This window comes from Paraburkholderia sabiae (assembly GCF_030412785.1).
GTDB lineage: Bacteria > Pseudomonadota > Gammaproteobacteria > Burkholderiales > Burkholderiaceae > Paraburkholderia > Paraburkholderia sabiae.
The window spans coordinates 360,680-383,235 of sequence record NZ_CP125295.1; the positions used below are offsets into that span (position 1 = coordinate 360,680).

Sequence of the window (22,556 nt, forward strand, 5' to 3'; positions counted from 1 at the left end):
CGTAATCGACTGCAAGATTTTTTCGGAAACGGAAGCAGTTATTTGCGACTTTTTGATCCCGATTAAAGGGCCCGATAGTTGCTACTGTCTCTAAAATGTCGCTGCGCGATGTCCTCGCTCAACCCCGCATCTGGTGGACGTACGATGGAAAAAAAGAACAAGGCCTGGCTTCACGCGGCGCTCAAATGTGCCGCTGCGGCGACGTTCCTCGGCGCATCCGGTCTGGCTTCGGCAGACCAGTTCGGCATTCAGGTCGCGGGGGGCACCGCCGACCATCACGTACGCAAGCTCGATCTCGGCTTTGTCTGGGATCCCAATCTGACCTGGTGGGAAATCGGCGGCTGGCACTTCTCGCTGATCGGCGAGGCGCACGCGGCGTGGTGGCATACGGACGAAGGCAACGAAAACGAGAACATCGGCGAATTCGGCGTCACGCCGGTGATCCGCTTCATTCGCGGTTCGGGCTGGTTCCGGCCGTTCGTCGAGGCCGGCGTCGGCGTGCGCGTGCTGACTCACCCGCGCCTTTCTTCGACCTTCACGATGGGCTCCGCGTTCCAGTTCGCCGACATGGCGGGCGTCGGCGCGCAGTTCGGCGATCATCAGCAGTACCAGCTTGGCTACCGCTTTCAGCATGTCTCGAACGGCGGTATCAAAGAGCCGAATCCTGGTATAAATTTCCACCAGATTTACGTGCAGTACAACTTCTGACGATCGTTGCCGCTGTCGGCGCCGTCGTCGATGGGGGCGAACGCGATGGTGGCAAAAGTGATCGAGGCGATTCGCGGGCTGGAGCGCGATCGTTTTCGCGCGATGGTGGAAGGAAACGGCCAGCAGCTCGATGCGCTGCTCTCGGACAACGTCATTTACGTCCACACGAACGGCAAGCGCGAGTCGAAGCAGCAGTTCATCGATGCCATCACGGCCGGACGTCGGCGTTATCGCCAGATCGAGGTGCAGTCGCAGGACGTGCTGCCCGTCGGACGCGAGACCTGCGTGGTGACGGGGCGCGCGCTGATCGAGATGGAAGCCAACAACGGCGCGCTGCTCTTTCCGATCGCCTACACGGCGATTCAGGCGCAGGAAGACGGCAAGTGGCGCCTGATCGCGTGGCAGGCGACGCGTTGCGCAATCGAGTGACGCGGATCGCGCCATCACTCTTTTTCTGACGAAACCCGCTTCGTAAGCGGTTCGTGCGCGCCGGCGACGGGTGAATCGCCGGCGTTTGCGCTTTTGCGTTTTTTCCGACGGCGAATTACGCCGCGACCCGGCGATCGACAGCCGGCCAGCCCGCGCGATTGACGCCGCTGACGACGGCATCGACGACAGCCGTCATTTCGTCTTCCGCGACGCCGACGCCGTGCCGCATCGGTTGATCGCCAACCCGGCAGCCGACGAACACGGCCGTGCGGCCGTCCGCCGTGCGCATTGTTTCGAACGACGTGACCTCGACGGCCTGCTTTGACGCCGCCGCGATTTCCTGTGCGACGGCCTTCGCATAAGCCTCGTGGCCGTCGATGCTCGCCGTCGCCATCGCCGGCACGCCGATCTCGCGCTTGTTCCAGCGCACCGTCGAGCCGTTCACGCGCTGCGCCGGGCCGTCCGTTTCGAAGTATTCGCGAGCGAAGAGCGTGCAGATTGCGTCGCCCGTCACTTCCTCGCCGGACTGGTCGGCGATCGACTGCACGGCGTGGCTGAATTCGACCTGCACGCGGCGCGGCGGCGCGAAGCCCATGCCGCGCTCGAGCAGATAGGTCGAACCGCCTTTGCCGGACTGGCTGTTCACGCGGATCACGGCGTCGTAGCTGCGGCCGACGTCGGCGGGATCGATGGGCAAATAGGGCACTTCCCAGACGGCATCGGCTTTTTGCTGCGCGAAACCCTTGCGGATCGCGTCCTGGTGCGAGCCGGAAAACGCCGTGTAGACGAGGTCGCCGGCGTACGGATGGCGTGGATGCACGGGAATCTGGTTGCAGCGCTCGACCACCCGCCGCACGGCGTCGATGTCCGAAAAGTCGAGGCCGGGATCGATGCCCTGCGTGTAGAGATTCATCGCGAGCGTGACGATGTCGACGTTGCCCGTGCGCTCGCCGTTGCCGAACAGACAGCCTTCGATGCGGTCCGCGCCCGCCATCAACGCGAGTTCCGCGGCGGCGACGGCCGTGCCGCGGTCGTTATGCGGATGCACCGACAAGACGATGCTGTCGCGATAGCCGAGATTGCGGTCCATCCATTCGATCTGATCCGCATACACGTTCGGCGTCGCGGCTTCGACGGTGGCGGGAAGGTTCACGATCATCTTGTGATCGCGCGTGGGACGCCACGTTTGCGCGACGGCGTCGCAGACTTCGCGCGCGAACGGCAACTCGGTCATGCTGAACGTTTCCGGCGAGTACTGGTAGGTCCAGTGCGTCTGCGGACGGGCGTCGGCGTGCTCGCGAATGATCCGCGTGCCTTCGACGGCCAGCGCCTTCACTTCTTCCGGCGACTGGTTGAAGACGATCTTGCGGAACGACGGGCAAATCGCGTTGTACAGATGGACGATTGCGCGCGGCACGCCTTCGAGCGCCTCGAATGTGCGCGCGATCAGGTCCGCGCGCGACTGGACGAGCACTTCGATGGTCACGTCGTCGGGAATGCGCTTTTCGTCGATGAGTTTGCGGACGAAATCGAAGTCGGTTTGCGACGCCGACGGGAAACCGACTTCGATCTCCTTGAATCCGATGGCGACGAGCATCTCGAAGAACTCGGTCTTCTGCGCGATGCTCATCGGCTCGATCAGCGACTGGTTTCCATCGCGCAAGTCGGTGCTCATCCAGATCGGCGCGCGCTCGATCGTGCGGGTGGGCCACTTTCGCCCGGTCAAACGGACGGCGGGGAAGGGACGGTATTTCTCGGCAGGGTTGCGCAACATGGTAAGGCCTCGTTCGATTCGTTTAGTCGTGTGCTGGGGAGTGTGGCGTCGAGCGGCTGGCGGGTTGCCACAGATGCACGACCCGCAAGCCGGGCGCTAGCGGGAGCAACGAACGGGCGCGAACAAACAACGTCATCGGAACGACGACGAAGGCAACGATCGAAACGGAAGCCCATGCAACGTGCATTTGACCCTCGCGATTCGTCCGCGCGGTAAACGGACGAATACAGACGACTACAGGTTTTGAAGGAACTACGGACTGGGGTGAAACGGAACTACGGGAACTGCCAGGAGGACCGCTGCAGCCGCTTTGGCGACTGCACGCGGCGCTACGCCTTGCTTACGCTAGACGTAGCGATAGGGGCCGCGCTAGGCGGCCGAGGGTAATTCGGAGGGTGTTCGGAAAGGAACGCATTTTTAAAAGATAAGCGAGGCAGCGTGGGCCTGTCAACACATTGTGAGCCGCGATGCGTTCGTTTCGGGTGGGAAAGCGCCGTGTCGAAAGGCCGCCGCCCCTTGTCAGGCGGCCTTCCGCGCGATTTCTACGATTAGTTCGACCTGCCGCGTGATTGCGGCCGGCACGGGCGCATCGCCGCGCAGGACGTCCGCGATCCATGCTGCCGTGGTCGGCGCGTCGCGGCCTTCGGGCAGATCGACCTCGGGTGCATCCGGCGACGAGCGCTCGGCGGCCACGCGCGTTTCGCAGATCCCGTCATGCAGCCAGTCGATCTGCACCTGGCGGCGCGTATCCGCGACAGCCTCGCCTTCCGTGCCGCGGGCGAGCAGCGCACCGCCGATAGCGGCTTCAGGATGCGAAACGAACAGTTGCGTCAGACTCTCGCGATACGGCGGATGCGTGTAGTTCACGAGCCGCAAGCCTGCCGGCGCGAACGGCTGAAGAATCTTGACGAGCGTATGCGTCGAATTGCGCACGCCCATCCGTCGACGCAGTGACAGCAACCGCGCCAGCTTCGGCGCGAGTGTTTCGATGGGCGCGAAAGCGACGCGCTGGTTCGCGAGGCCCGCTTCGATGTCACCGTGCGTCTGCGCGGGCGCGACGTTCAAATGCGCGAAGATCTCGGCGCTCGTCACGCGGCCCGGGTCTTCCGTCACGCCGTGCACGAGCACGGGCACGCCCTCGCGAGCGAGCAGCAACGCGAGCAGCGGCACGAGATTCGGCTGCTTGCGCGCGCCGTTGTAGCTCGGAATCGACACCGCCTGATGCGTGCCGTGCTTCACGTCGATCGGTGCGAACGATGCATGCGCTGCGGTCAGCATCGCGGCCAGTTCGTCGGCGGATTCGCCTTTCACCCGATACGCGAGCAGGATCGCACCCAGTTCGAGATCGGAGACGCGGCCGTCGAGCATTGCGGCGTACAGCGCATGCGTGTCGTCCGGCGTGAGCGCGCGCGCGCCGTTGGGACCGCGGCCGATTTCCTTGATGAATCGGGCGCAGGGAAATGGCGTGGTGTCGGTGGAATCGGTCATCGGGCAAATCGGTATTTGAGGGACAGCGGGCAGACGCGGATCGACGCGCTACGTTCCTTTCGAGTATCGCACGCCGCGCTTGCGTCCAGAATTCGAGCAAACTTACGAGCAAAGTCGCGGCCTGTCTTGAACCTTACGGCATCGCTTGAACGCATGCCACCTGGCCGTTCGGCCAGGCTACGCGTGAAACGGCGCCGCGTTACACTCAATGCTTCGCCGCGTCAGAGCGGCTCAATAGAAGACGGAGAAACGGAATGGGTTACGTGTTTGCGCCAGCGCCGGTGACGGCTGTGCCAGTCGTCGGATCGGACGATCAATTCGCGGTGCGCCGCATTTACTGCGTCGGCCGCAATTACGAAGCGCATGCGCGCGAAATGGGCCACGATCCCGACCGCGAACCGCCGTTCTTCTTCGCCAAGCCGGCGGACGCCGTGCTGTACGTCGCGGCGGGCGCGACGGGCGAGTTTCCGTATCCGGCGCAGTCGAAGAACGTCCACTATGAGATGGAACTCGTCGCGGCCATCGGCAAGGCCGGCAAGAACATTCCCGCCGCGAACGCGTTCGATCACGTCTACGGCTACGCGCTCGGTCTCGACATGACGCGCCGCGACCTGCAGGCGGAAGCGAAAAAACTGGGCCGTCCCTGGGACACGGCGAAGGGCTTCGATCATTCCGCGCCGCTCGGTCCAATTCATCCTGTTTCGAAGGTCGGTCACATCGACAAGGGCGCGATCTTTCTCAGCGTCAACGGCGAAGAAAAGCAGCGCTCGGATGTGTCGCAGCTGATCTGGTCGGTGGCTGAGACGATCGAGTATCTGTCCAGCTTCTTCGAACTGCAGCCCGGCGACCTGATTTTCACGGGCACGCCCGAAGGCGTCGGCGCGATTGTCCAGGGCGATCTGATGAAGGGTGGCGTGGACGGGCTGGGCGAATTCAGCGTGCGCGTGGTCTGACGCCGCCGGATCCATTCAGGGGGAGGACAAGACAATGAAGCTGTACAGCTACTTTCGCAGTTCCGCGTCGTATCGCGTGCGCATCGCGCTGAACCTGAAGAACCTGCCGTACGAGTACATGCCCGTGCATCTGCTGCGTGACGGCGGCGAGCAGTTCAAGCCCGAATATCGCACGCTCAATCACGACGCCATCGTGCCGACGCTGGTCGACGGCGATGACGTCATCACGCAGTCGCTTGCGATCATCGAGTATCTGGAGGAGACGCATCCCGAACCCGCGCTTCTGCCGAAGAAGCCCGCCGATCGTGCGTATGTCCGCTCGATCGTCCAGCAGCTCGCGTGCGAGATCCATCCGTTGAACAACCTGCGCGTGCTCAAGTATCTGAAGCGCACCGTCGGCGTCAGCGACGAAGTGAAGGATGCGTGGTATCACCACTGGATCAGTTCGGGTTTTGCCGCGCTCGAAGAATATCTGGTCGCGGACGGACGCGCGGGCAAGCTGTGTTTCGGCGATACACCGACCATCGCCGATATCTGTCTCGTGCCACAGGTGTTCAACGCGAGCCGTTTCAATGTCGATCTGAGTCCGTATCCGACCGTCCGGCGAATTTGCGAATACGCGAACTCGCTCGATGCGTTCGCGCGTGCCGAACCGTCTGTGCAGCCCGACGCGGAGTAAAAGCGCATTCCGCTAAGGAAGCGTTGAAACGCGAGAAGCCATGAAAAAGGGCGTCATGCAAAACACATGACGCCCTTTGTCTTTCGCTCGCATTCAGGTGGTCACTGCATCACCCGAGCAACGCATCCGAGAACTCTTCTGCGCTGAACGGTTGCAGGTCTTCGACCTTCTCGCCGACTCCAATGAAGTACACGGGCACAGGACGTTGCCGCGCAATCGCCGCAAGAATGCCGCCCTTCGCCGTGCCATCGAGCTTCGTCACGATCAGGCCCGTGAGCCCGAGCGCGTCGTCGAATGCCTTCACTTGCGCGAGCGCATTCTGACCGGTGTTCGCATCGATGACGAGCAGCACTTCGTGCGGCGCGCCGTCCATCGCCTTGCCGACCACGCGCTTTACCTTGCGCAGTTCTTCCATCAGATGAAGCTGCGTCGGCAGACGGCCGGCCGTGTCCGCCATCACGACGTTGATCTTGCGGGCGCGCGCTGCGCCGACAGCATCGAAAATCACCGCCGCGGGATCGCCGCTTTCCTGCTGCACGACCGTCACGTTGTTGCGCTCGCCCCAGATCGCGAGCTGTTCGCGCGCGGCGGCGCGGAACGTGTCGCCCGCTGCGAGCAGCACCGACTGGTTGAAGCGCTGCATATGCTTGGCCAGCTTGCCGATGCTCGTCGTTTTGCCCGCGCCGTTGACGCCCGCGATCATCATCACGGTCGGATGGTAGTGGCCGAGCGTCAGCGACTTTTCGAGCGGCTTCAGCAGATCGACGAGCAGCGTGCGCAGCGCGGTCTTGACCTGCTGCGGATCGGTGAGGCGCTCGGCGCGCACTTTTTCGCGCAGCGTTTCGAGCAGATATTCCGTCGCGTCGACGCCCGCGTCGGACATCAGCAGCGCCGTTTCGAGTTCTTCGTACAGGTCTTCGTCGATCTTCGTGCCGACGAAAATACCCGTGATGCTCGAACTCGTTTTCGACAGGCCGCTGCGCAGGCGCGTGAGCCACGTGCGTTTCGCGGCTGCTTCGGGAACGGGCGGCGGGACGATTTCGACGTTCGCTTCGTTTTCGTCGTCCGAATCTTCGAAATCGGCGGCGTCGGGGACGTAGTTCGGGTCGAACTCGGGCGCGTCGGCGGAATCCGGCAGCGCTTGCTGACGGGGCGCGGCGGGCGCTTCCGGCTCAGCCACGTCCTGCATGTCGACGTCGGCGCCGGAATCGGTCTGCGACGCATCAGGCGTGTCGTCGGGCGCCTTGGAACCCTTGAATCGTTTGAAAAAGCTGAACATGGTCTGGGCTGGAGTGAAAGTGTGCCGGATTCCTGCTTGCGGCTCGGCGGCGCGTGGCGGCGAACGGCGATGGGCGAGCACGCAACGGTCCGGCGGCGGCTGCATGGCGATCGGCCATGCAAGGCGCTTGGAGCCGCACATTTTATCAGGCGCGTCAGGCGTCGTCGTGATCGCGGGCAGGCGCGCACCGTCGTGGTGAACTTCGCCGGGGGCGCTTGCGCGCGTGTGGTAACGTGGGCGCTCCGGCTCGCCGATCGGCCTCTGTTTACCGACGATCGGCGGGCACTAGCTCAACACATGAAACGCATGTCCCGTACTTCTCCCGCCCGCGCAAAAAGCGCGCCTTCCGGCCGCGGCCAGGCACACTCGATCCGCATTATCGGCGGCGACTGGAAACGCACTCCGCTGCCCGTGATCGACATCGATGGTCTGCGCCCGACGCCCGACCGCGTCCGCGAGACGCTGTTCAACTGGCTCGGCCAGCGGCTCGATGGCCAGCGTTGTCTCGATCTTTTTGCCGGCAGCGGCGCGCTCGGTTTCGAAGCGGCATCGCGCGGCGCGGCCCGCGTGCTGATGGTCGAACGCAACGCGCGCGCGGCGGCGCAGCTGCGGGCGAATCAGGCGAAGCTGGCGGCCGGTGCGATCGAAATCGCCGAAGCCGACGCATTGCGGCTCGCCGCGAGCCTCGCGCCCGGTTCGTTCGACATCGTGTTCATCGATCCGCCGTTCGGCGAAGAACTGCTCGGCCGCTCGCTGGAACTGGCGGCGCCGCTGGTCGGCGCGGATGGCTTCCTCTACGTCGAGTCGGGCGAATCGCTCGACGCCGTCGAACACGCAGCGCTGGCGGGCTGGTCAGTGGTCCGGCAGGGCAAGGCGGGCGCTGTCCACTATCATTTGCTGCAGCGCGAAAATGAGGAATAATGCGCGTTCCATAACAAGCGCCGGGCGGTTTGCCGTCACGCGCGCGATATCGTCGTCAGACGAGTCCTGCAGGGTGTGCTCCGGCATGCCTTCTAGTCAGTAGAGAGGAGAAATCCCATGGTTGTCGCCGTGTATCCGGGTACGTTCGATCCGCTCACGCGCGGTCACGAAGACCTCGTGCGTCGAGCATCGAGCATTTTCGACACGCTGGTGGTGGGCGTGGCGGATAGCCGCAACAAGCGGCCCTTCTTCACGCTCGAAGAGCGCCTCGAGATTGCGAACGAAGTGCTCGGCCACTATCCGAACGTCCAGGTGATGAGCTTCAAGGGGCTATTGAAGGATTTCGTCCGTATCAACAATGCGCGCGTGATCGTGCGCGGGCTGCGCGCCGTATCGGATTTCGAGTACGAGTTTCAGATGGCGGGCATGAATCGCTATCTGCTGCCCGACGTCGAGACGATGTTCATGACGCCGTCGGATCAATACCAGTTCATCTCGGGCACGATTGTCCGCGAGATCGCGCAACTGGGCGGCGATGTGAGCAAGTTCGTGTTTCCGTCGGTGGAAAAGCGGCTGCAGGACAAGGTCGCTGCTAACGAGTTGGCGCGCGCTGCCAATCCGTGATCTGTCTGCGCCTGGCGGCGAAGCGCGAGCGTGTTGCCATAACCGGACGCTCAGCGTGGTCTATCCGACAGGCGTAAAATTGCGGATTACGGAACGTTTTTACCGGCGCGTGCAAAGACGCGGCGCGCCGGCATGAAGTGAGAACAGCATGGCCCTGATGATTACCGACGAGTGCATCAATTGTGACGTCTGCGAGCCCGAGTGCCCGAACGACGCCATTTCGATGGGCCCGGAAATCTATGTGATCGACCCGAAAAAGTGCACCGAATGCGTTGGCCATTTCGATGAGCCGCAATGCGTGCAGGTATGTCCCGTCGAATGTATTCCGCGCAATCCGGAACACCTGGAGACGCAGGAGCAGTTGATGGACAAGTACAACGGGTTGCAGGCTGCGAAAAGCGCCTGATTTATCTGATTCGTCTGAACGCGGCGCCGTTAGTTTGTCTAGACGGCGCCGTTTGTCTTAGTGCCGACGTCTTAACCGACGTACCCGCCAAGAATATCTTTCAACGCATCCAGCAGCGTGTCGCACTCGGCATCCGTGCCGATCGAAATACGCAGATGCTGGTCGATGCGCGGCAGCCTGAAGTGCCGCACGAAGATTTCCTTTTCCCTCAGTTGCTTGGCGAGCGTGGCCGCGTCATAACCTTCGTGGCGCGCGAATACGAAATTCGCCGACGACGGCACGACTTCGAATCCTGGCGCCGTCAATTGCGCCGTCAGACGTTCGCGGCTCGCGATGACCTTTTTCGTGCACTCGCGGAACCACACGTCGTCCTTGTATGCGGCCGTCGCAGCCGCTTGCGCGAGACGGTCGAGCGGATAGGAGTTGAAGCTGTCCTTGACGCGATTCAACGCGTCGATCAATGCGGCATCGCCGAATGCAAATCCCACGCGCATGCCGGCGAGCGAACGCGACTTCGACGTCGTATGCACAACGAGGAGATTCGGATACTTGCCGATCAGTGAGATAGCAGATTGCGCGCCGAAGTCGACATACGCTTCATCGATAACAACGACGGAATCGGGATTCAATGCGACGATTCGTTCGATGTCCGAAAGCGGGAGCGCGTGACCCGTCGGTGCATTCGGATTCGGGAAGATGATGCCGCCATTCGACTGCATGTAGTCGTCTGCGCGGATCTGGAACGTATCGTCGAGCGGAATCGTCCGATACTCGACGTCGTAGAGACGCGCGTACGTCGGATAGAAGCTGTATGTGATGTCCGGAAAGAGAATCGGCTTGTCGTGCTTGAGAAGCGCCTGAAACACGAGCGCGAGCACTTCATCCGAACCGTTGCCCGCAAACACCTGTTCCGCTTTCAGCCCGTGGTGCGCCGCGACGGTCTCACGCAACACGCGCGCCGTCGGATCGGGATAGCGGCGCAGCGACTCGGCGTGCTCGCCGAGTTCGTCGCGGATCGCACGCAGCACGGCGGGCGAGGGCGGGTACGGGTTCTCGTTGGTGTTCAGCTTGACGGGATGCGCGAGCGCGGGCTGCTCGCCCGGCACATACGGCGTCAGCCGATCAACGATGTCGCTCCAGTAACGGCTCAAGCTTCTCTCCTGTGTGCGTCGACGCGCGTCGCGTCAGGGATTTCGATGCAGCTGCATCATCGCGCGTTCGAGTTCGCCCTTGACGACGGTCGGCATCACCGCCAGCGCGCGCTCGATCGACGCGTCGATCACGTCCTGTTCTTCCTTGCGCGGCGGCTTGAGCACGAAGTTCGCGACATCGGGCTTAGCACCGGCGCGTGCGCTTTCAGGAATCAGATCGCGCGGATGGCCGATGCCGATGCGCAGCCGCCAATACTGCTGCGTCGACAGATGCGCGGAAATGTCCTTCAGGCCATTGTGCCCGCCGCTGCCGCCGCCGAGCTTCAGCTTGACGGTGCCAGGCGGCAGATCGAGTTCGTCGTGAGCGACGAGAATCTGGTCCGGAAGAATCTTGAAGAAATGCGCAAGCGCGACGACGGATTGACCCGAGCGGTTCATATACGTCATCGGTTGCAGCAGATGCACTTCTTCGCCATAAAGGCGCGCTTTCGCGTAGAAGCCGTGGAAGCGCCGTTCGTCGCGCAACGTCGTGCCCGCTTCGCGAGCGAGTTGGTCGACGAGCCAGAAGCCGGCGTTGTGACGGGTCGCGGTGTATTCGGCGCCCGGATTGCCGAGCCCGACGATCAGCTTGATCATGTTCGAGTGAGCCGCGCGTCAGCACGCGCAGGCTGAAATAATCGAAAAAAAACCCGCCGGGGCGAACCGCGGCGGGTTACGTCGACCGTTCCATTGAAACGGATCGAGAGGATAGCGGTTTTATTCAGCTGCCGGCTTTTCGCCTTCAGCAGCTGCTTCTTCCGATTGTGCGCCAGCAGGAATCGGTGCCGAAACGATCACCGGGTTTTCTGCGACGAGGTGCGCAACCAGTGCGACGCCAGCCGGCAGAACGATGTCCGTTGCGTGCAGCGATTGACCCGCTTCGATCTTCACCAGATCGACTTCGATGAACTCCGGCAGAGCGGCCGGCAGGCATTCGATTTCGATTTCGTTGATGACGTGCGAGATGATCGCGCCACCCAGCTTAACAGCCGGGTTGGTTTCCTGATTCATGAAGTGCAGCGGCACCTTCGTGTGCAGCTTCTTCTTCGCGTCGACGCGCTGGAAGTCCACGTGCAGGATGATCTGACGGAACGGGTGGTATTGCACGTCGCGCAGCAGAACCTGTTGCGACTTGCCTGCCACTTCCAGATCGAGAATCGACGAGTGGAATGCTTCTTTCTTCAGTGCGTGCCACAGCGCGTTGTGATCGATTTCGATCAGTTGCGGTTCGCCAGCGCCGTACACGATACCCGGGGCCTTGCCCGAGTTACGCAGGCGGCGGCTCGCACCCGTACCTTGCAGATTACGCTCGAAAGCGATGACTTTCATTTGCTTCTCCATTATCTGCCCGCGACCAGGCAGTAAAACGGGGTCTTGCTTGCCCAAGATGAGCGGAAGACCCCTGACAAAACGACATGAACCTTCGTCCGTTCATGCCGAATGCAAAAGCGCCGCATTCATCATGCGGCGCTTTTGCGAATACTTTAGCTTTCCGCGAACAGCGACATCACCGAGTCGCCGCGACGGATACGCGAGAACGTTTCGGCCAGCAGACCTGCACTAGTCAGCGAGCGAATCTTCGCGCATTGACGGGCTTCTTCGCTGAGGGGAATCGTATCGGTGACGACGAGTTCGTCGAGCGCCGATGCAGCGATACGCGGACCGGCGCCACCCGACAGCACCGGGTGCGTCGCATACGCGAACACCTTCGTCGCGCCGCGTTCCTTCAGCACTTGCGCTGCCTTGCAGAGCGTGCCCGCCGTGTCGACCATGTCGTCCATGATCACGCAGGTGCGACCGTCGACTTCACCGATTATGTTCATCACTTCAGCGATATTCGCCTTCGGACGACGCTTGTCGATGATGGCCAGATCGCAGTTCAACTGCTTTGCCAGTGCACGGGCGCGGACCACGCCGCCGACGTCCGGCGACACGACCAGCAGGTTCTCGTGATTCTGCTTGCGCAGATCGCCGAGCAGCACGGGCGTTGCATAGATGTTGTCGACGGGGATGTCGAAGAAACCTTGAATCTGGTCAGCGTGCAGATCCATCGTGATGATCCGCTCGACGCCAGCGATTTCCAGCATGTTCGCCACGACCTTCGCCGAGATCGCCACGCGCGCCGAACGCGGGCGGCGGTCCTGACGGGCATAGCCGAAGTAGGGGATGGCTGCGGTGATCCGGCCTGCGGATGCGCGCTTGAGCGCATCGACCATGATCATCAGTTCCATCAGATTGTCGTTGGTCGGCGCGCAGGTGGACTGAAGGACGAAGACGTCCTTGCCACGCACGTTTTCCTGAATCTCGACCTGGATCTCGCCATCCGAGAACCGGGAGACCATTGCTTTGCCGAGGGGAATACCGAGGATTTTGACGACTTCCTGTGCAAGCGCGGGATTTGCGTTGCCAGTAAAAACCATCAGGCCGTCATGGCTGCTCATCATGCACCTGCTTCAGGCTGTGGGAGGCGAGGAACTGCGAGAATTTATGGCAGGGGAGGAAGGACTCGAACCCTCGCATGCCGGAATCAAAATCCGGTGCCTTGACCAACTTGGCGACTCCCCTACACTAACTTTGAGCTTCACTGAATGTGTAGGCCATTCAGTGCCGCGAAACTTATGCCGCGAAAGCAAAGAGTGGATGCGTATCCAGACTTGCCGCTACTGCACCGTTCCATTCGACTGGCAGTTTGGCTTGCGCCGCAACTGCTTCATCTTTACTACGGAACGCTGCAAAAACGCTTGCGCCTGATCCTGTCATCCGCGCCGGCGCGATGTTATCAAACCATCTCAGCACCTGCGCAACTTCCGCGTATTTTCTAGCGACAACCTGTTGCATATCATTCTGACCGAAGCTATCTGGCCATTCTGCGCTGCAACTATGCTGTGCAAGAAAGTCTGCTATTGTGAGGGCTTTCGTATCTCTTGTCAACTCTTTTTCGGAGAAAATTGCCGACGTTGGAACGTGAACCTTCGGTGTCACCACCAGGAAGTGGCGCGGCGGCAATTGTACCTGCTCGAGTTCTTCTCCGATACCCTCTGCGAAGGCATTTTTTCCGAACACGAAGAACGGCACATCGGCGCCCAGTTTCACTGCGAGCGTCTGCAATTCCGCGCGCGGCAGATTCAGTTTCCAGAGGCGGTTCAACGCGAGCAGTGTCGTCGCTGCATCGGAGCTGCCGCCGCCAAGACCCGCGCCCATCGGCAGACGCTTGTCGATCTCGATGTTCACGCCCTGGCTCGTGCCCGTATGTTCCCTGAGCAGCTTCGCGGCGCGCACGGTGAGGTCGGTGTCGGCGGGGACGTCGGCGATATCGGTGCCACGCGTGATCGCGCCGTCATCGCGGCGCGTGAAGTGCAGCGTGTCGCCCCAGTCGAGCAACTGGAACACCGTCTGCAACGCGTGATAGCCATTCGGCAGACGGCCGGTGATGTGCAGGAAGAGATTCAGCTTCGCTGGAGCGAGGCAGTCGCGCAGCGAGTCGTTCGTTTCGATCATGAGTCTTTGCAATGCGCGCGTGCGGTTACTGGTCGAGCACGAGCTTGATGTCGAGCGGTGGTTCGGTGCGCGCGAGATTGACGCGCTTCACGCCGGTTGCGGGCGCATCGGCATAGGCGAGGTAGTCGATCGTCCAGCCGTCCTGCTGAATTTCCTTCAGACGCGTGTCCTGTTGCGGATCTTTCTCGGTCTTCGCCTTCGATGTCGGCGCAACCGACGGCTGCAGCCAGTAGCGCAGCCCTTCGACGGGCAGCGCAAACCCGAGCGCGTTCTGCATCAGCGTCGAGACGTTATCGGCGGTCAGCGGTTGGCGGTTCGGCAGTTCGAGCGTCGCGGCCGCGGGCGACGATGTGACGATCGCCATTGTCTGTCCAAGCGGATTGCGCAATTGCAGCGTCACGGTATCGCCGCGTTCCTGCCAGTCGAAGTTGCCGTACGCATTGCGCTGCTGTCCATTCTGGTCGACGTACTGAACGGCGAAGCGGCCGTGATACGCGCGGCTCGTCTGCGCAGTAACGGCCGTTGCTGCATTCGACGTGGACGGACCTTGCGGCTTGACGGAAGCACAGCCCGACAACGCGACGATGGCTGCGGCTGCGAGACCCAGCGCCGCGCGACGCGGCGCCGGAGAGGAGGACACGGGAAAAGAAAAGTGCATCAGAGATCGTTCACCTGAAAACGTTTGAGCGTTTTGACGAGCGTATCGTTGTCGGGTTCGAGCTTGCGGGCATCGCGCCATGCTGCGCGCGCCTGATCCTGGTCGCCGCTCTTCCATAGCACTTCGCCGAGGTGCGCGCCGATTTCGGCGTTCGGCTGCAGATCGTAGGCTTTGCGGAGCACGCGGATCGCATCCGACGTATCGCCGAGCCGGTACTTCACCCAGCCGACGCTGTCCATGATGAACGCGTCGTTCGGCGACAGCGCCAGCGCCTTCTCGACCAGCTTGTCCGCTTCCTGCAGACGCTGCCCGCGATCGGCAAGCGAATAGCCGAGCGCGTTGTATGCCTGCGCGTTATCCGGTTGCGTGCGCATCAGCTTGCGCAACTGCGTTTCCATCACGTCGTAATGGCTGTTCTTTTCGGCGGCCATCGCGTAGTCGTACGTGAGATCGGGGTCGTCCGGGAAGTCGCTCGTGGCCTGCGCGAGACGCGTCTCCGCTTCCTGATAGCGCTTCGCGTCGAACAGGATCGCCGCGTCGGTGCGCGCGATCAGCGCCTGCTCATGCGGATCCTGCGCGTGAATGCCCGCAAGCAGCTTGCGCGCGTCATCCACTTTGCCTTCCCGCTGAAGCAGTTGCGCGCGCGTGATCTGCGCCGGAATGTACTGCGTGCTGGTCGGCGGAATCTTGTCGAGCCAGCGGCTCGCGCCCGCCGTGTCCTTCTGTTCGAGCGACAGCTGCGCGAGATAGATGTACGCCTGGCCCGCATCCGCGCCCGGCGTTTTCTCGGCCCGCTGCGCATATTGCTGCAGATAGTTCTGCGCTTCAGGCAGATTCTTTTGCTGGATCTTGATGAGCGCAAGCGCCATCAGCGGCGTCAGATCGTTCGGGTTGTCCTTCTGCATGAACTCGAACTGCTTCTGCGCGTCGTCGAGGCGATCGCTGGCGAGATACATCTGCGCGAGCGCGAGCCGCGCTTCATGCGACTTCGGATTCGCCTGGACGTATTTTTCGAGCGATGCGATGCCTTCCTTGCGCTCTTCCGGGCCCATCTGCGACAGCATCAACGCTGCGGGCAGATAGTCGGGCTTCAACTTGAGCGCCTGTTCGAGCGATTTGCGCGCGCCTGGCGCATCGTCGGCGATCAGCTGTTGACGCGCGAGCGCGAACTGCGCTTCCGGGCGGTTCATGTCGTTCGCGATCAGATCCTGCAGCACGTGCAGCCCGCCCACGCGATTCGGTCCGCGCGAGATCAGCAGTTGAAGCGCGAGAATGCCGTTGCCGCGGTTTTCCGGCGGAATCTTCGCGAGTTCTTTTGCGAGCATCGGCTTGGCGTCGTCGGGCTTGCCCGACAGCACGAGCAGCGATGCGTCGAGCTGTGCGGCGCGTTCCGATTGCGGTGCATATTGTTGCCAGAGCTGCGCGGCCGCCAGCGCATCCGATGGGCTCTGCGCGGCGAGCGCGATTTCCGTCGCGCGCTGCGCCATGCGCGGATCGTGCGTGTCGCGAGCGAGCGAGAGATAGGTCTGATACGCTGGCGCCGGCTGATTGCGTTGCAGAGCGACTTCCGCCGCGAGCACCTGGAAAACGATCTGGCTCGTCAGCGGAACGCTGGGCAGGCTGGTTTTTTCTTCGGCGGAATCGGGGCCGAAGGCGTCTTGCACGGAGACAGAGTTGTCATCCGTATCGGGCGACGGATCCTGCGCATGCGCGGGCAAGGCGGCGAGCGCCCAGACAGCCAGAGCGGCCGCGCCCAGCAGCCGGCGTGCGGAAACGGCGTGCGGCACGCTGTTCGCACCGGCCCGGCGCTTCAAAAACTGCTTAACGATGGACAGGTTCATACAGATCCGTTCAATGTTTCGGTCGATTGTAACGCGCTCGCTACAATAAGCGCATAACCACGGACGCAAGTTGCAGACCAGTTAGACATGCCAGAGTTGCCAGAAGTTGAGGTTACCCGACGCGGAATCGAACCTTATGTCGCGGGGCGCCGCGTCGAGCGCGTCGATGTGCGCACGCCCGCATTGCGCTGGCCGATTCCGCCCGGCTTTGCGCGCCTGCTGCACGGCCGGCTGGTCCACAAAGTGGAACGGCGCGGCAAATATCTCCTGTTCGAGATCGACGAGGGCTGGTTCATCGTGCATCTCGGCATGACAGGGACGCTCAGGGTGCTGCGTAACGTGCCGCATCCGCCGGCTGCGGCGAAGCACGATCACGTCGACTGGATCTTCGACGACTTTATTCTGCGCTTTCGCGACCCGAGGCGCTTCGGCGCTGTGCTATGGCACCCGCGCTCGGCAGGCGACGTTCTCGATCATCCACTGCTCGCCGATCTCGGCGTCGAGCCGTTCGCGCCGTCGTTTTCCGGCGCGCTGCTGCATCGGAAGACGCGCGGACGGAAGGTGTCGGTGAAGCAGGCGTTGCTTGCCGGCGATATGGTCGTCGGCGTGGGCAACATTTACGCCTCTGAAAGCCTGTTTCGCGCCGGCATCCGGCCGACTACGCCCGCTGGCCGCATCTCGCTCGTCCGTTACGATCTGCTTGCAGACGCCGTGCGCGTGACGCTCGCCGCGGCGATCGAAAAGGGCGGCAGCACGTTGCGCGACTTTGTCGGCAGTAACGGTGAAAGCGGGTACTTCCAGCTCGACTATTTCGTCTATGATCGCGCGGGTCTGCCATGCCGCGTCTGCGGCACGCCGATCAAACAGATCGTGCAAGGCCAACGCTCCACTTACTACTGTCCGACCTGTCAGCGCTGAGCCGTTCATGTCCGCTTCTTCCAGCATTTCTCCCACGATACCGAAGCTCGCCGATTTCTCTGTGCGCCTGATCGCATGGCAGCGCGAACACGGCCGTCACGACCTGCCGTGGCAGAACACGCGCGATCCCTACCGTATCTGGCTGTCCGAAATCATGTTGCAGCAGACGCAGGTATCGACGGTGATTCCGTACTACGCACGTTTTCTCGCGCGTTTTCCGGACGTCGCCGCGCTCGCGGCTGCGCCCGCCGACGACGTGATGACCTTGTGGGCCGGCCTCGGCTATTACACGCGCGCCCGCAATCTGCATCGCTGCGCGCAGGTCGTCGTCGAGCAGCATGGCGGACGGTTTCCCGAATCGGTGGAAGCGCTCGCGGAGTTGCCGGGCATCGGACGTTCGACGGCTGCGGCGATCGCGTCGTTCGCATTCGGCGCGCGCGCGACGATTCTCGACGGCAATGTGAAGCGCGTGCTTGCACGCGTGTTCGGCGTGGAAGGCTTTCCGGGCGAGAAGAAAGTCGAGAACGGCATGTGGCTGCTGGCGGAGTCGCTGCTGCCCGTCGACGCGACCGACGACGACATCAGCGCCTACACGCAGGGCTTGATGGACTTCGGCGCGACGCTGTGCGCGCGCGGCAAGCCGGATTGCGTGCGCTGTCCGTTTGCCGTCGATTGCGTGGCGAACGTCACGGGACGTCAGCGCGAGTTGCCCGCCGCGCGCCCGAAAAAAACAGTGCCGACGCGCCGTACGTGGATGCTGCTGTTGCGCGACGGCGATTCGGTGATGCTCGAAAAGCGCCCGCCGTCGGGCATCTGGGGCGGCTTGTGGAGTCTGCCCGAAGCGGCCGACGAAGATGCGCTCGCACAACTCGCGCGAGACTTCGGCGCGCGTGCAGCCGTATCGCCGCTCGCGCCGCTCACGCATGTGTTCACGCACTTCAGGCTCGATATCGAACCGCGCATCGCGGAGTTCGATCGCGCGTCGAAGGCCGTGAGTGCGCGCGATGCCGACACGGTGTGGATGTCGCTGAACGAACTCGACGCGTACGGCGTGCCTGCGCCCGTGCGCAAGGTGCTCGAAGGTCTGCAGGGTTCGCTGATCTGAGCGCTGCGCCTACAGCAGTTGATGCTGCTGCATGTAGTGATGCACGACGTCGATGCGCGCGCCGGCATCCTGCAGTTCCATCAGTTTTTGCCGCGCTTTCAGTGCGATGGGCAGCACTTCGGACAGACGGTTCGACACCCACGTCGGATCGTCGAGTCTGAACGGTTCGACGAATGGCAGGCTTTCCGGATCGCGTTCGCGGATCGTCGCGATGATGCGTTCGAGCACCTCCGCACACGCGCCGAATTTCTCCATCAGCTGCGTGCCTTCGAGCGGCACGTCGCTGCCGACCAGTTCGGCCATGCCGACCAGCAGGCCGCTCGATTCGACACGATGCGAAAGCAGCCGGAACCGCTCGGTGCCGCGCGCACGGATCAGCAGCATGCCGAATTCGTCGACATCGCATATGTCGATCTGCGCGAGACAACCCACGCTTTCGGGCACGGAAGGTTCATTGGGCTGGGCGACTTCTGCGCCGCTCTTCAGCAGACACACGCCGAACGTCGTCTTGTCGCGCAGGCAATCGCGCGCCATGTCGAGATAGCGGGCCTCGAAGATTTTCAGCGGCAGCAGTCCATCGGGAAAGAGGACGGTGTGCAATGGAAACAGCGGCACATCGGCAAGCACGGACGGTGTAGAGGACATGGCGCAACGCTTCGGTTAGGGCCGCCCCGAGCGGCCGGTCAAGCCACCATCGGAAGCCTCAGGCGACCAGTTTCGATGAGTCGTCGACGTCGATCGGCGCATCGCGATGCCGCACTATCACGTTCCCTTCGCTCGCGAAACGCGCGGCCAGCGTTTCGGCGATGAATACCGAGCGGTGCTGTCCGCCCGTACAACCGATTGCAACGGTGAGATAACTGCGGTTGTCGTCGCGGAAACGCGGCAGCCATTTCTGCAGGAACGACTCGATGTCGCCGATCATCTGCTGGACGACGGGCAGTGCATCGAGGAAATCGATGACGGGCTTGTCGAGCCCCGTCAGCGGCCGCAGCTCGCGGTCGTAATAAGGATTGGGCAGCATGCGCACGTCGAACACGAAGTCGGCGTCGAGCGGCACGCCGCGCTTGAAGCCGAACGACTCGAACATCAGCGCGAGGCCCGTATGCTCCTGTTCGATGAAACGCTTGACCCACATGCGCAAAACGTTTGCCCGCAGGTTACTCGTATCGATCTGGTGGCCGAATTCGGCGAGGCTCGCGACGAGCTCACGCTCGCGCTCAATAGCTTCGGCAAGCGACGTCAGCACGCCTACATCGGCGTCGTGTGCGGGCGTGCCCGACAGCGGATGGCGGCGGCGTGTTTCGGAAAAGCGCTGGATCAGGGCCTGCGTGCTCGCGTTCAGGAACAGCACGCGCACGTCGTGCTTGCCGGAGAGATCGCGGATCATTTGCGGCATGTCGTCGAGCGAGGCGCCCGAGCGCGCGTCGATCGCCACTGCGAGCCGTTCCAGACCGTCGCCTGCGAGGTAGGTGGCGAGTTCGGGCAGGAAGCGCGGCGGCAGATTGTCGACGCAGTAATAGCCCGCGTCTTCTAACGCGTTCAATGCAACAGACTTGCCGGAGCCGGAGATGCCGGTGATCAGGATAATGCGCATGGAGTCGTGGAATCCGTTGGGTTCATCATAGCATCCGGTGCCACCCGCTGTGCCGCCGCGGCTTCGCGCGTATCGCGTCAGATCAGCTTGCCGGGAAACTGGCTGTCGGGATCCTGCATCGCGAGGCGCTGACGGTCCATGAAGTCGCGCAAGGTATCGATGCCGCGCAGCTGCAGGATCGTGTTGCGCACGGCCGCTTCGACCAGCACGGCGAGGTTTCGGCCCGCCGCCACCTGAATCGTGACCTTGCTGATGGGAAGACCGAGTACGTCGACCGTCTGGCTTTCCAGCGGCAGCCGCTGGAACTCGCCGTCCGGGCGGCGCACCAGCTGCACGATCAGCTTCAGCTTCATTTTCCGGCGCACGGCCGTTTCACCGAAAATCGTTTTGATGTCGAGCAGGCCGAGGCCGCGCACTTCGAGCAGATTCTGCAGCAGCGGCGGGCAGCGCCCTTCGACGAAATCGGGGCCGAGGCGCACGAAGTCGACGGCGTCGTCGGCGACGAGACCGTGGCCGCGCGAAATCAGTTCGAGGCCGAGTTCGCTCTTGCCGAGGCCCGAGTCGCCCGTGAGCAGCACGCCCATGCCGAGGATGTCGAGAAATACGCCGTGCAGCGTTGCACGCGGCGCAAGGATGCGCGACATGTAGAGACGCAGGCTGTCGATCACGGCAGCAGGCGACATCGGTGTGGTGAAGAGCGGCGTCGACGAGCGCGTGCAGCGCAGGACCAGTTCCGGCGGCGCAGCGACGCCGCCCGCGACCACGAGGAACGGCGGTTCGAGCGCGATCAGCTCGGCCATGTGGCGCGAGCGGTCTTCGTCGGATTGACGCTGGTAGTAGTTGGTTTCGGCATCGCCGAGCACCTGGATCCGGTTCGGGTGGATCAGGTTGAGGTGGCCGACGAGGTCGGCGCTGGACGTTGCAGTCGCAACCGTTTCCGCCGAGAAGCCTCGTTCCCAGCCCTCATGCCCCGTCAGCCAGCTGAGTTTCAGCGCGGCGGCGTTGTCGTCGAAAATGCTTTGGGCGTTGATGCTGGACGTATCCATGAATCCCTGACTCCCTGACCTCGTATGTGCCGCTAGGGTGCTGCTCTCGTGCTGCCGTGTAACGTCGATAGGCCGTAACCTCGAATCGAGCGCGGCGCCGACGCGCCGTGTATCTGCCGGTTTCGGCCCTGATGCGCCCGCGAATACGTCAAGGTTGCCACTGAGTCAGCAGGCGATGCAACGCCTCGCGGTCCTCTTCTGTGTGCAGCCGTTCGCGCGCTTCGCGATCCGACAACAGTTGGGCGATCTCCGACAGGATTTCAAGGTGCTGCTGCGTCGCCTGTTCCGGGACCAGCAGGAAGATGAGCAGCGAAACGGGCTGGCCGTCCGGCGATTCGAAGGGGATCGGATCGGCGAGCCGCACGAAGGCAGCGAGCGGTTGCTTGAGGCCCTTGATACGACCATGCGGGATCGCGACGCCTTCGCCGAGCCCCGTCGAACCGAGACGCTCGCGCGCGAACAGATTGTCAGTCACCGTGCTGCGGGCGATGCCGTTCTGGTTTTCGAAGATCAGGCCCGCTTGCTCGAATACGCGCTTCTTGCTGGTGACCGCTAGACCGACGACGACGTTTTCGAGGGGAAGATATTTGGCTAAACGATTCATGTTGACAGGCGCAAAGGTCGCCTGGATTCTCCTCGCTGTGGCGTTTGAAAAGCGTTCCATGCCGGACAGCTGCTCATGGCGAATCCAGCGACTTGCAATGAGCCCTGCTCTTGAGACCCGCAATGATCCCTTTGTGCAGGACTCGGGCTGGACAAAGACCCCGAAGGTAACCGATTTATTATAGAACAGGGTTGCAACCTATGGTGCGCCGCGCCATGAGTGAAAAATTCGGGCTGCCTCTCACTCGTTGAATCACCGCAAACACGCACACAGGACACTGCAATACGCTCTCAAACAAAAAACCGCCCGATGTCGGGCGGTTTTGCGGGGTTAAGGAAAAGCCTCTAACCGGCTTATTGCGGCGGCACTTCCGGTTGCGCCGCTAGCGGTTGATACTTGATCGCGTCGTGCTGATGGCCCTGCAGACGATCCTTGTGACGAATGACCTGGCGGTCGAGCTTGTCGATCATCAGGTCGATCGCGGCGTACAGGTCGCCATCGCAGCTTTCGACGAAAATATCCTTGCCCTTCAGATGCAGGTTGATTTCAACCTTTTGTCTCTTTTCCTTTTCCTTGTGGTTGTCGACCGAGAGGACCACACTGCCATCGATCACCTGATCGAAATGTCTTAGCACCCTGTCTAATTTGGTGATCACATATTCTCGCAACGCTGGCGTTACATCGAGATGGTGTCCACTGATCTTCAGATTCATAGTGCTTCTCCAAGCTAGTGGCCGCCTGGTCCGCATGAATCGCGCGAGCGCCGGTCGATTCTCGCAATCTGCCACGCCGTCCCCCGTTGACAGGCTACTGGCAGGTCGCATCGGCCAGCCTGCTC

General features: G+C 62.3%; 24 protein-coding genes and 1 tRNA gene. 9 read left to right on the forward strand and 16 right to left on the reverse strand.

The window, feature by feature from the left end:
• Nucleotides 1–144: 144 nt before the first annotated feature.
• Both QEN71_RS01630 and QEN71_RS01635 read left to right on the forward strand, forming a co-directional pair.
• Nucleotides 145–708 (forward strand): acyloxyacyl hydrolase, encoded by a 564-nt coding sequence (locus QEN71_RS01630; RefSeq protein ID WP_201651315.1) that lies wholly within the window; start codon nucleotides 145–147, stop codon nucleotides 706–708.
• Nucleotides 709–753: 45 nt separating this feature from the next.
• Nucleotides 754–1,137, forward strand: a complete 384-nt coding sequence (locus QEN71_RS01635) for a nuclear transport factor 2 family protein (protein ID WP_201651314.1) — start codon at nucleotides 754–756, stop codon at nucleotides 1,135–1,137.
• Nucleotides 1,138–1,252: 115 nt separating this feature from the next.
• Here the strand turns inward: QEN71_RS01635 and leuA are convergent, their stop codons facing one another.
• Both leuA and ybiB read right to left on the reverse strand, forming a co-directional pair.
• A complete protein-coding gene (gene leuA, locus QEN71_RS01640) occupies nucleotides 1,253–2,911 on the reverse strand; it encodes a 2-isopropylmalate synthase (protein WP_201651313.1) in 1,659 nt (552 codons plus the stop codon).
• Between the two features lie 519 nt (nucleotides 2,912–3,430).
• A complete protein-coding gene (gene ybiB, locus QEN71_RS01645; protein ID WP_201651312.1) occupies nucleotides 3,431–4,399 on the reverse strand; it encodes a DNA-binding protein YbiB in 969 nt (322 codons plus the stop codon).
• Nucleotides 4,400–4,653: 254 nt separating this feature from the next.
• On the opposite strand from ybiB, the gene QEN71_RS01650 reads away from it, so the two are divergent.
• Both QEN71_RS01650 and maiA read left to right on the forward strand, forming a co-directional pair.
• Nucleotides 4,654–5,352 (forward strand): fumarylacetoacetate hydrolase family protein, encoded by a 699-nt coding sequence (locus QEN71_RS01650; protein WP_201651311.1) that lies wholly within the window; start codon nucleotides 4,654–4,656, stop codon nucleotides 5,350–5,352.
• A gap of 34 nt (nucleotides 5,353–5,386) precedes the next feature.
• Nucleotides 5,387–6,031 carry a maleylacetoacetate isomerase gene (gene maiA, locus QEN71_RS01655; RefSeq protein WP_201651310.1) on the forward strand — a complete coding sequence of 215 codons (645 nt, stop codon included), beginning with the start codon at nucleotides 5,387–5,389 and terminating at the stop codon, nucleotides 6,029–6,031.
• 109 nt (nucleotides 6,032–6,140) lie between these two features.
• On the opposite strand, the gene ftsY is transcribed toward maiA, so the two are convergent.
• The gene (ftsY, locus tag QEN71_RS01660; RefSeq protein WP_201651309.1) at nucleotides 6,141–7,310 is read right to left on the reverse strand and encodes a signal recognition particle-docking protein FtsY; all 1,170 of its coding nucleotides are present in this window, start codon (nucleotides 7,308–7,310) and stop codon (nucleotides 6,141–6,143) included.
• Between the two features lie 306 nt (nucleotides 7,311–7,616).
• Here ftsY and rsmD point away from each other — a divergent pair, with 306 nt between their 5' ends.
• The 3 genes from rsmD (at nucleotide 7,617) to QEN71_RS01675 (ending at nucleotide 9,261) form a co-directional block, all read left to right on the forward strand.
• Nucleotides 7,617–8,231 carry a 16S rRNA (guanine(966)-N(2))-methyltransferase RsmD gene (gene rsmD / locus QEN71_RS01665; RefSeq protein WP_201651308.1) on the forward strand — a complete coding sequence of 205 codons (615 nt, stop codon included), beginning with the start codon at nucleotides 7,617–7,619 and terminating at the stop codon, nucleotides 8,229–8,231.
• Nucleotides 8,232–8,348: 117 nt separating this feature from the next.
• Nucleotides 8,349–8,855: a pantetheine-phosphate adenylyltransferase gene (gene coaD / locus QEN71_RS01670; protein ID WP_201651307.1), complete on the forward strand. Its 507-nt coding sequence runs from the start codon at nucleotides 8,349–8,351 to the stop codon at nucleotides 8,853–8,855.
• Between the two features lie 148 nt (nucleotides 8,856–9,003).
• Complete coding sequence (locus QEN71_RS01675) at nucleotides 9,004–9,261, forward strand: YfhL family 4Fe-4S dicluster ferredoxin (protein WP_201651306.1); 258 nt, start codon at nucleotides 9,004–9,006, stop codon at nucleotides 9,259–9,261.
• A gap of 71 nt (nucleotides 9,262–9,332) precedes the next feature.
• On the opposite strand, the gene hisC is transcribed toward QEN71_RS01675, so the two are convergent.
• The 8 genes from hisC to QEN71_RS01715 all read right to left on the reverse strand — a co-directional run bounded on the left by hisC (nucleotide 9,333) and on the right by QEN71_RS01715 (nucleotide 16,448).
• Complete coding sequence (gene hisC / locus QEN71_RS01680) at nucleotides 9,333–10,412, reverse strand: histidinol-phosphate transaminase (RefSeq protein ID WP_201651305.1); 1,080 nt, start codon at nucleotides 10,410–10,412, stop codon at nucleotides 9,333–9,335.
• A gap of 33 nt (nucleotides 10,413–10,445) precedes the next feature.
• Nucleotides 10,446–11,048, reverse strand: a complete 603-nt coding sequence (gene pth / locus QEN71_RS01685; RefSeq protein WP_147233949.1) for an aminoacyl-tRNA hydrolase — start codon at nucleotides 11,046–11,048, stop codon at nucleotides 10,446–10,448.
• A 120-nt stretch (nucleotides 11,049–11,168) separates the two neighbouring features.
• The gene (locus QEN71_RS01690; RefSeq protein ID WP_201651304.1) at nucleotides 11,169–11,780 is read right to left on the reverse strand and encodes a 50S ribosomal protein L25/general stress protein Ctc; all 612 of its coding nucleotides are present in this window, start codon (nucleotides 11,778–11,780) and stop codon (nucleotides 11,169–11,171) included.
• A gap of 155 nt (nucleotides 11,781–11,935) precedes the next feature.
• A complete protein-coding gene (locus tag QEN71_RS01695) occupies nucleotides 11,936–12,892 on the reverse strand; it encodes a ribose-phosphate pyrophosphokinase (protein ID WP_201651446.1) in 957 nt (318 codons plus the stop codon).
• A 47-nt stretch (nucleotides 12,893–12,939) separates the two neighbouring features.
• Nucleotides 12,940–13,016 (reverse strand) — tRNA-Gln (locus tag QEN71_RS01700).
• 51 nt (nucleotides 13,017–13,067) lie between these two features.
• Nucleotides 13,068–13,949, reverse strand: coding sequence for a 4-(cytidine 5'-diphospho)-2-C-methyl-D-erythritol kinase (ispE, locus tag QEN71_RS01705; RefSeq protein WP_201651303.1), 882 nt, complete (start codon nucleotides 13,947–13,949; stop codon nucleotides 13,068–13,070).
• Between the two features lie 25 nt (nucleotides 13,950–13,974).
• Complete coding sequence (gene lolB, locus QEN71_RS01710) at nucleotides 13,975–14,607, reverse strand: lipoprotein insertase outer membrane protein LolB (protein WP_201651302.1); 633 nt, start codon at nucleotides 14,605–14,607, stop codon at nucleotides 13,975–13,977.
• Complete coding sequence (locus tag QEN71_RS01715; protein WP_201651301.1) at nucleotides 14,607–16,448, reverse strand: tetratricopeptide repeat protein; 1,842 nt, start codon at nucleotides 16,446–16,448, stop codon at nucleotides 14,607–14,609. Before QEN71_RS01715 ends, lolB begins: the two co-directional genes overlap by 1 nt.
• 87 nt (nucleotides 16,449–16,535) lie before the next feature.
• Between QEN71_RS01715 and mutM the strand changes: the two genes are divergently transcribed.
• Together mutM and mutY are read left to right on the forward strand one after the other, a co-directional pair.
• Nucleotides 16,536–17,366: a bifunctional DNA-formamidopyrimidine glycosylase/DNA-(apurinic or apyrimidinic site) lyase gene (gene mutM, locus QEN71_RS01720; RefSeq protein WP_201651300.1), complete on the forward strand. Its 831-nt coding sequence runs from the start codon at nucleotides 16,536–16,538 to the stop codon at nucleotides 17,364–17,366.
• A gap of 7 nt (nucleotides 17,367–17,373) precedes the next feature.
• The gene (gene mutY / locus QEN71_RS01725) at nucleotides 17,374–18,471 is read left to right on the forward strand and encodes an A/G-specific adenine glycosylase (RefSeq protein WP_201651299.1); all 1,098 of its coding nucleotides are present in this window, start codon (nucleotides 17,374–17,376) and stop codon (nucleotides 18,469–18,471) included.
• A gap of 9 nt (nucleotides 18,472–18,480) precedes the next feature.
• On the opposite strand, the gene QEN71_RS01730 is transcribed toward mutY, so the two are convergent.
• The 5 genes from QEN71_RS01730 to hpf all read right to left on the reverse strand — a co-directional run bounded on the left by QEN71_RS01730 (nucleotide 18,481) and on the right by hpf (nucleotide 22,431).
• Nucleotides 18,481–19,116, reverse strand: a complete 636-nt coding sequence (locus tag QEN71_RS01730; protein ID WP_201651298.1) for an LON peptidase substrate-binding domain-containing protein — start codon at nucleotides 19,114–19,116, stop codon at nucleotides 18,481–18,483.
• Between the two features lie 58 nt (nucleotides 19,117–19,174).
• Nucleotides 19,175–20,068, reverse strand: a complete 894-nt coding sequence (rapZ, locus tag QEN71_RS01735; RefSeq protein ID WP_201651297.1) for an RNase adapter RapZ — start codon at nucleotides 20,066–20,068, stop codon at nucleotides 19,175–19,177.
• Between the two features lie 77 nt (nucleotides 20,069–20,145).
• Complete coding sequence (hprK, locus tag QEN71_RS01740) at nucleotides 20,146–21,114, reverse strand: HPr(Ser) kinase/phosphatase (protein ID WP_028365019.1); 969 nt, start codon at nucleotides 21,112–21,114, stop codon at nucleotides 20,146–20,148.
• Nucleotides 21,115–21,262: 148 nt separating this feature from the next.
• Nucleotides 21,263–21,778, reverse strand: coding sequence for a PTS sugar transporter subunit IIA (locus tag QEN71_RS01745; RefSeq protein WP_028365018.1), 516 nt, complete (start codon nucleotides 21,776–21,778; stop codon nucleotides 21,263–21,265).
• A gap of 293 nt (nucleotides 21,779–22,071) precedes the next feature.
• On the reverse strand, nucleotides 22,072–22,431 hold the full coding sequence (gene hpf, locus QEN71_RS01750) for a ribosome hibernation-promoting factor, HPF/YfiA family (protein ID WP_007579701.1): 360 nt from the start codon (nucleotides 22,429–22,431) through the stop codon (nucleotides 22,072–22,074).
• Nucleotides 22,432–22,556: the final 125 nt, after the last annotated feature.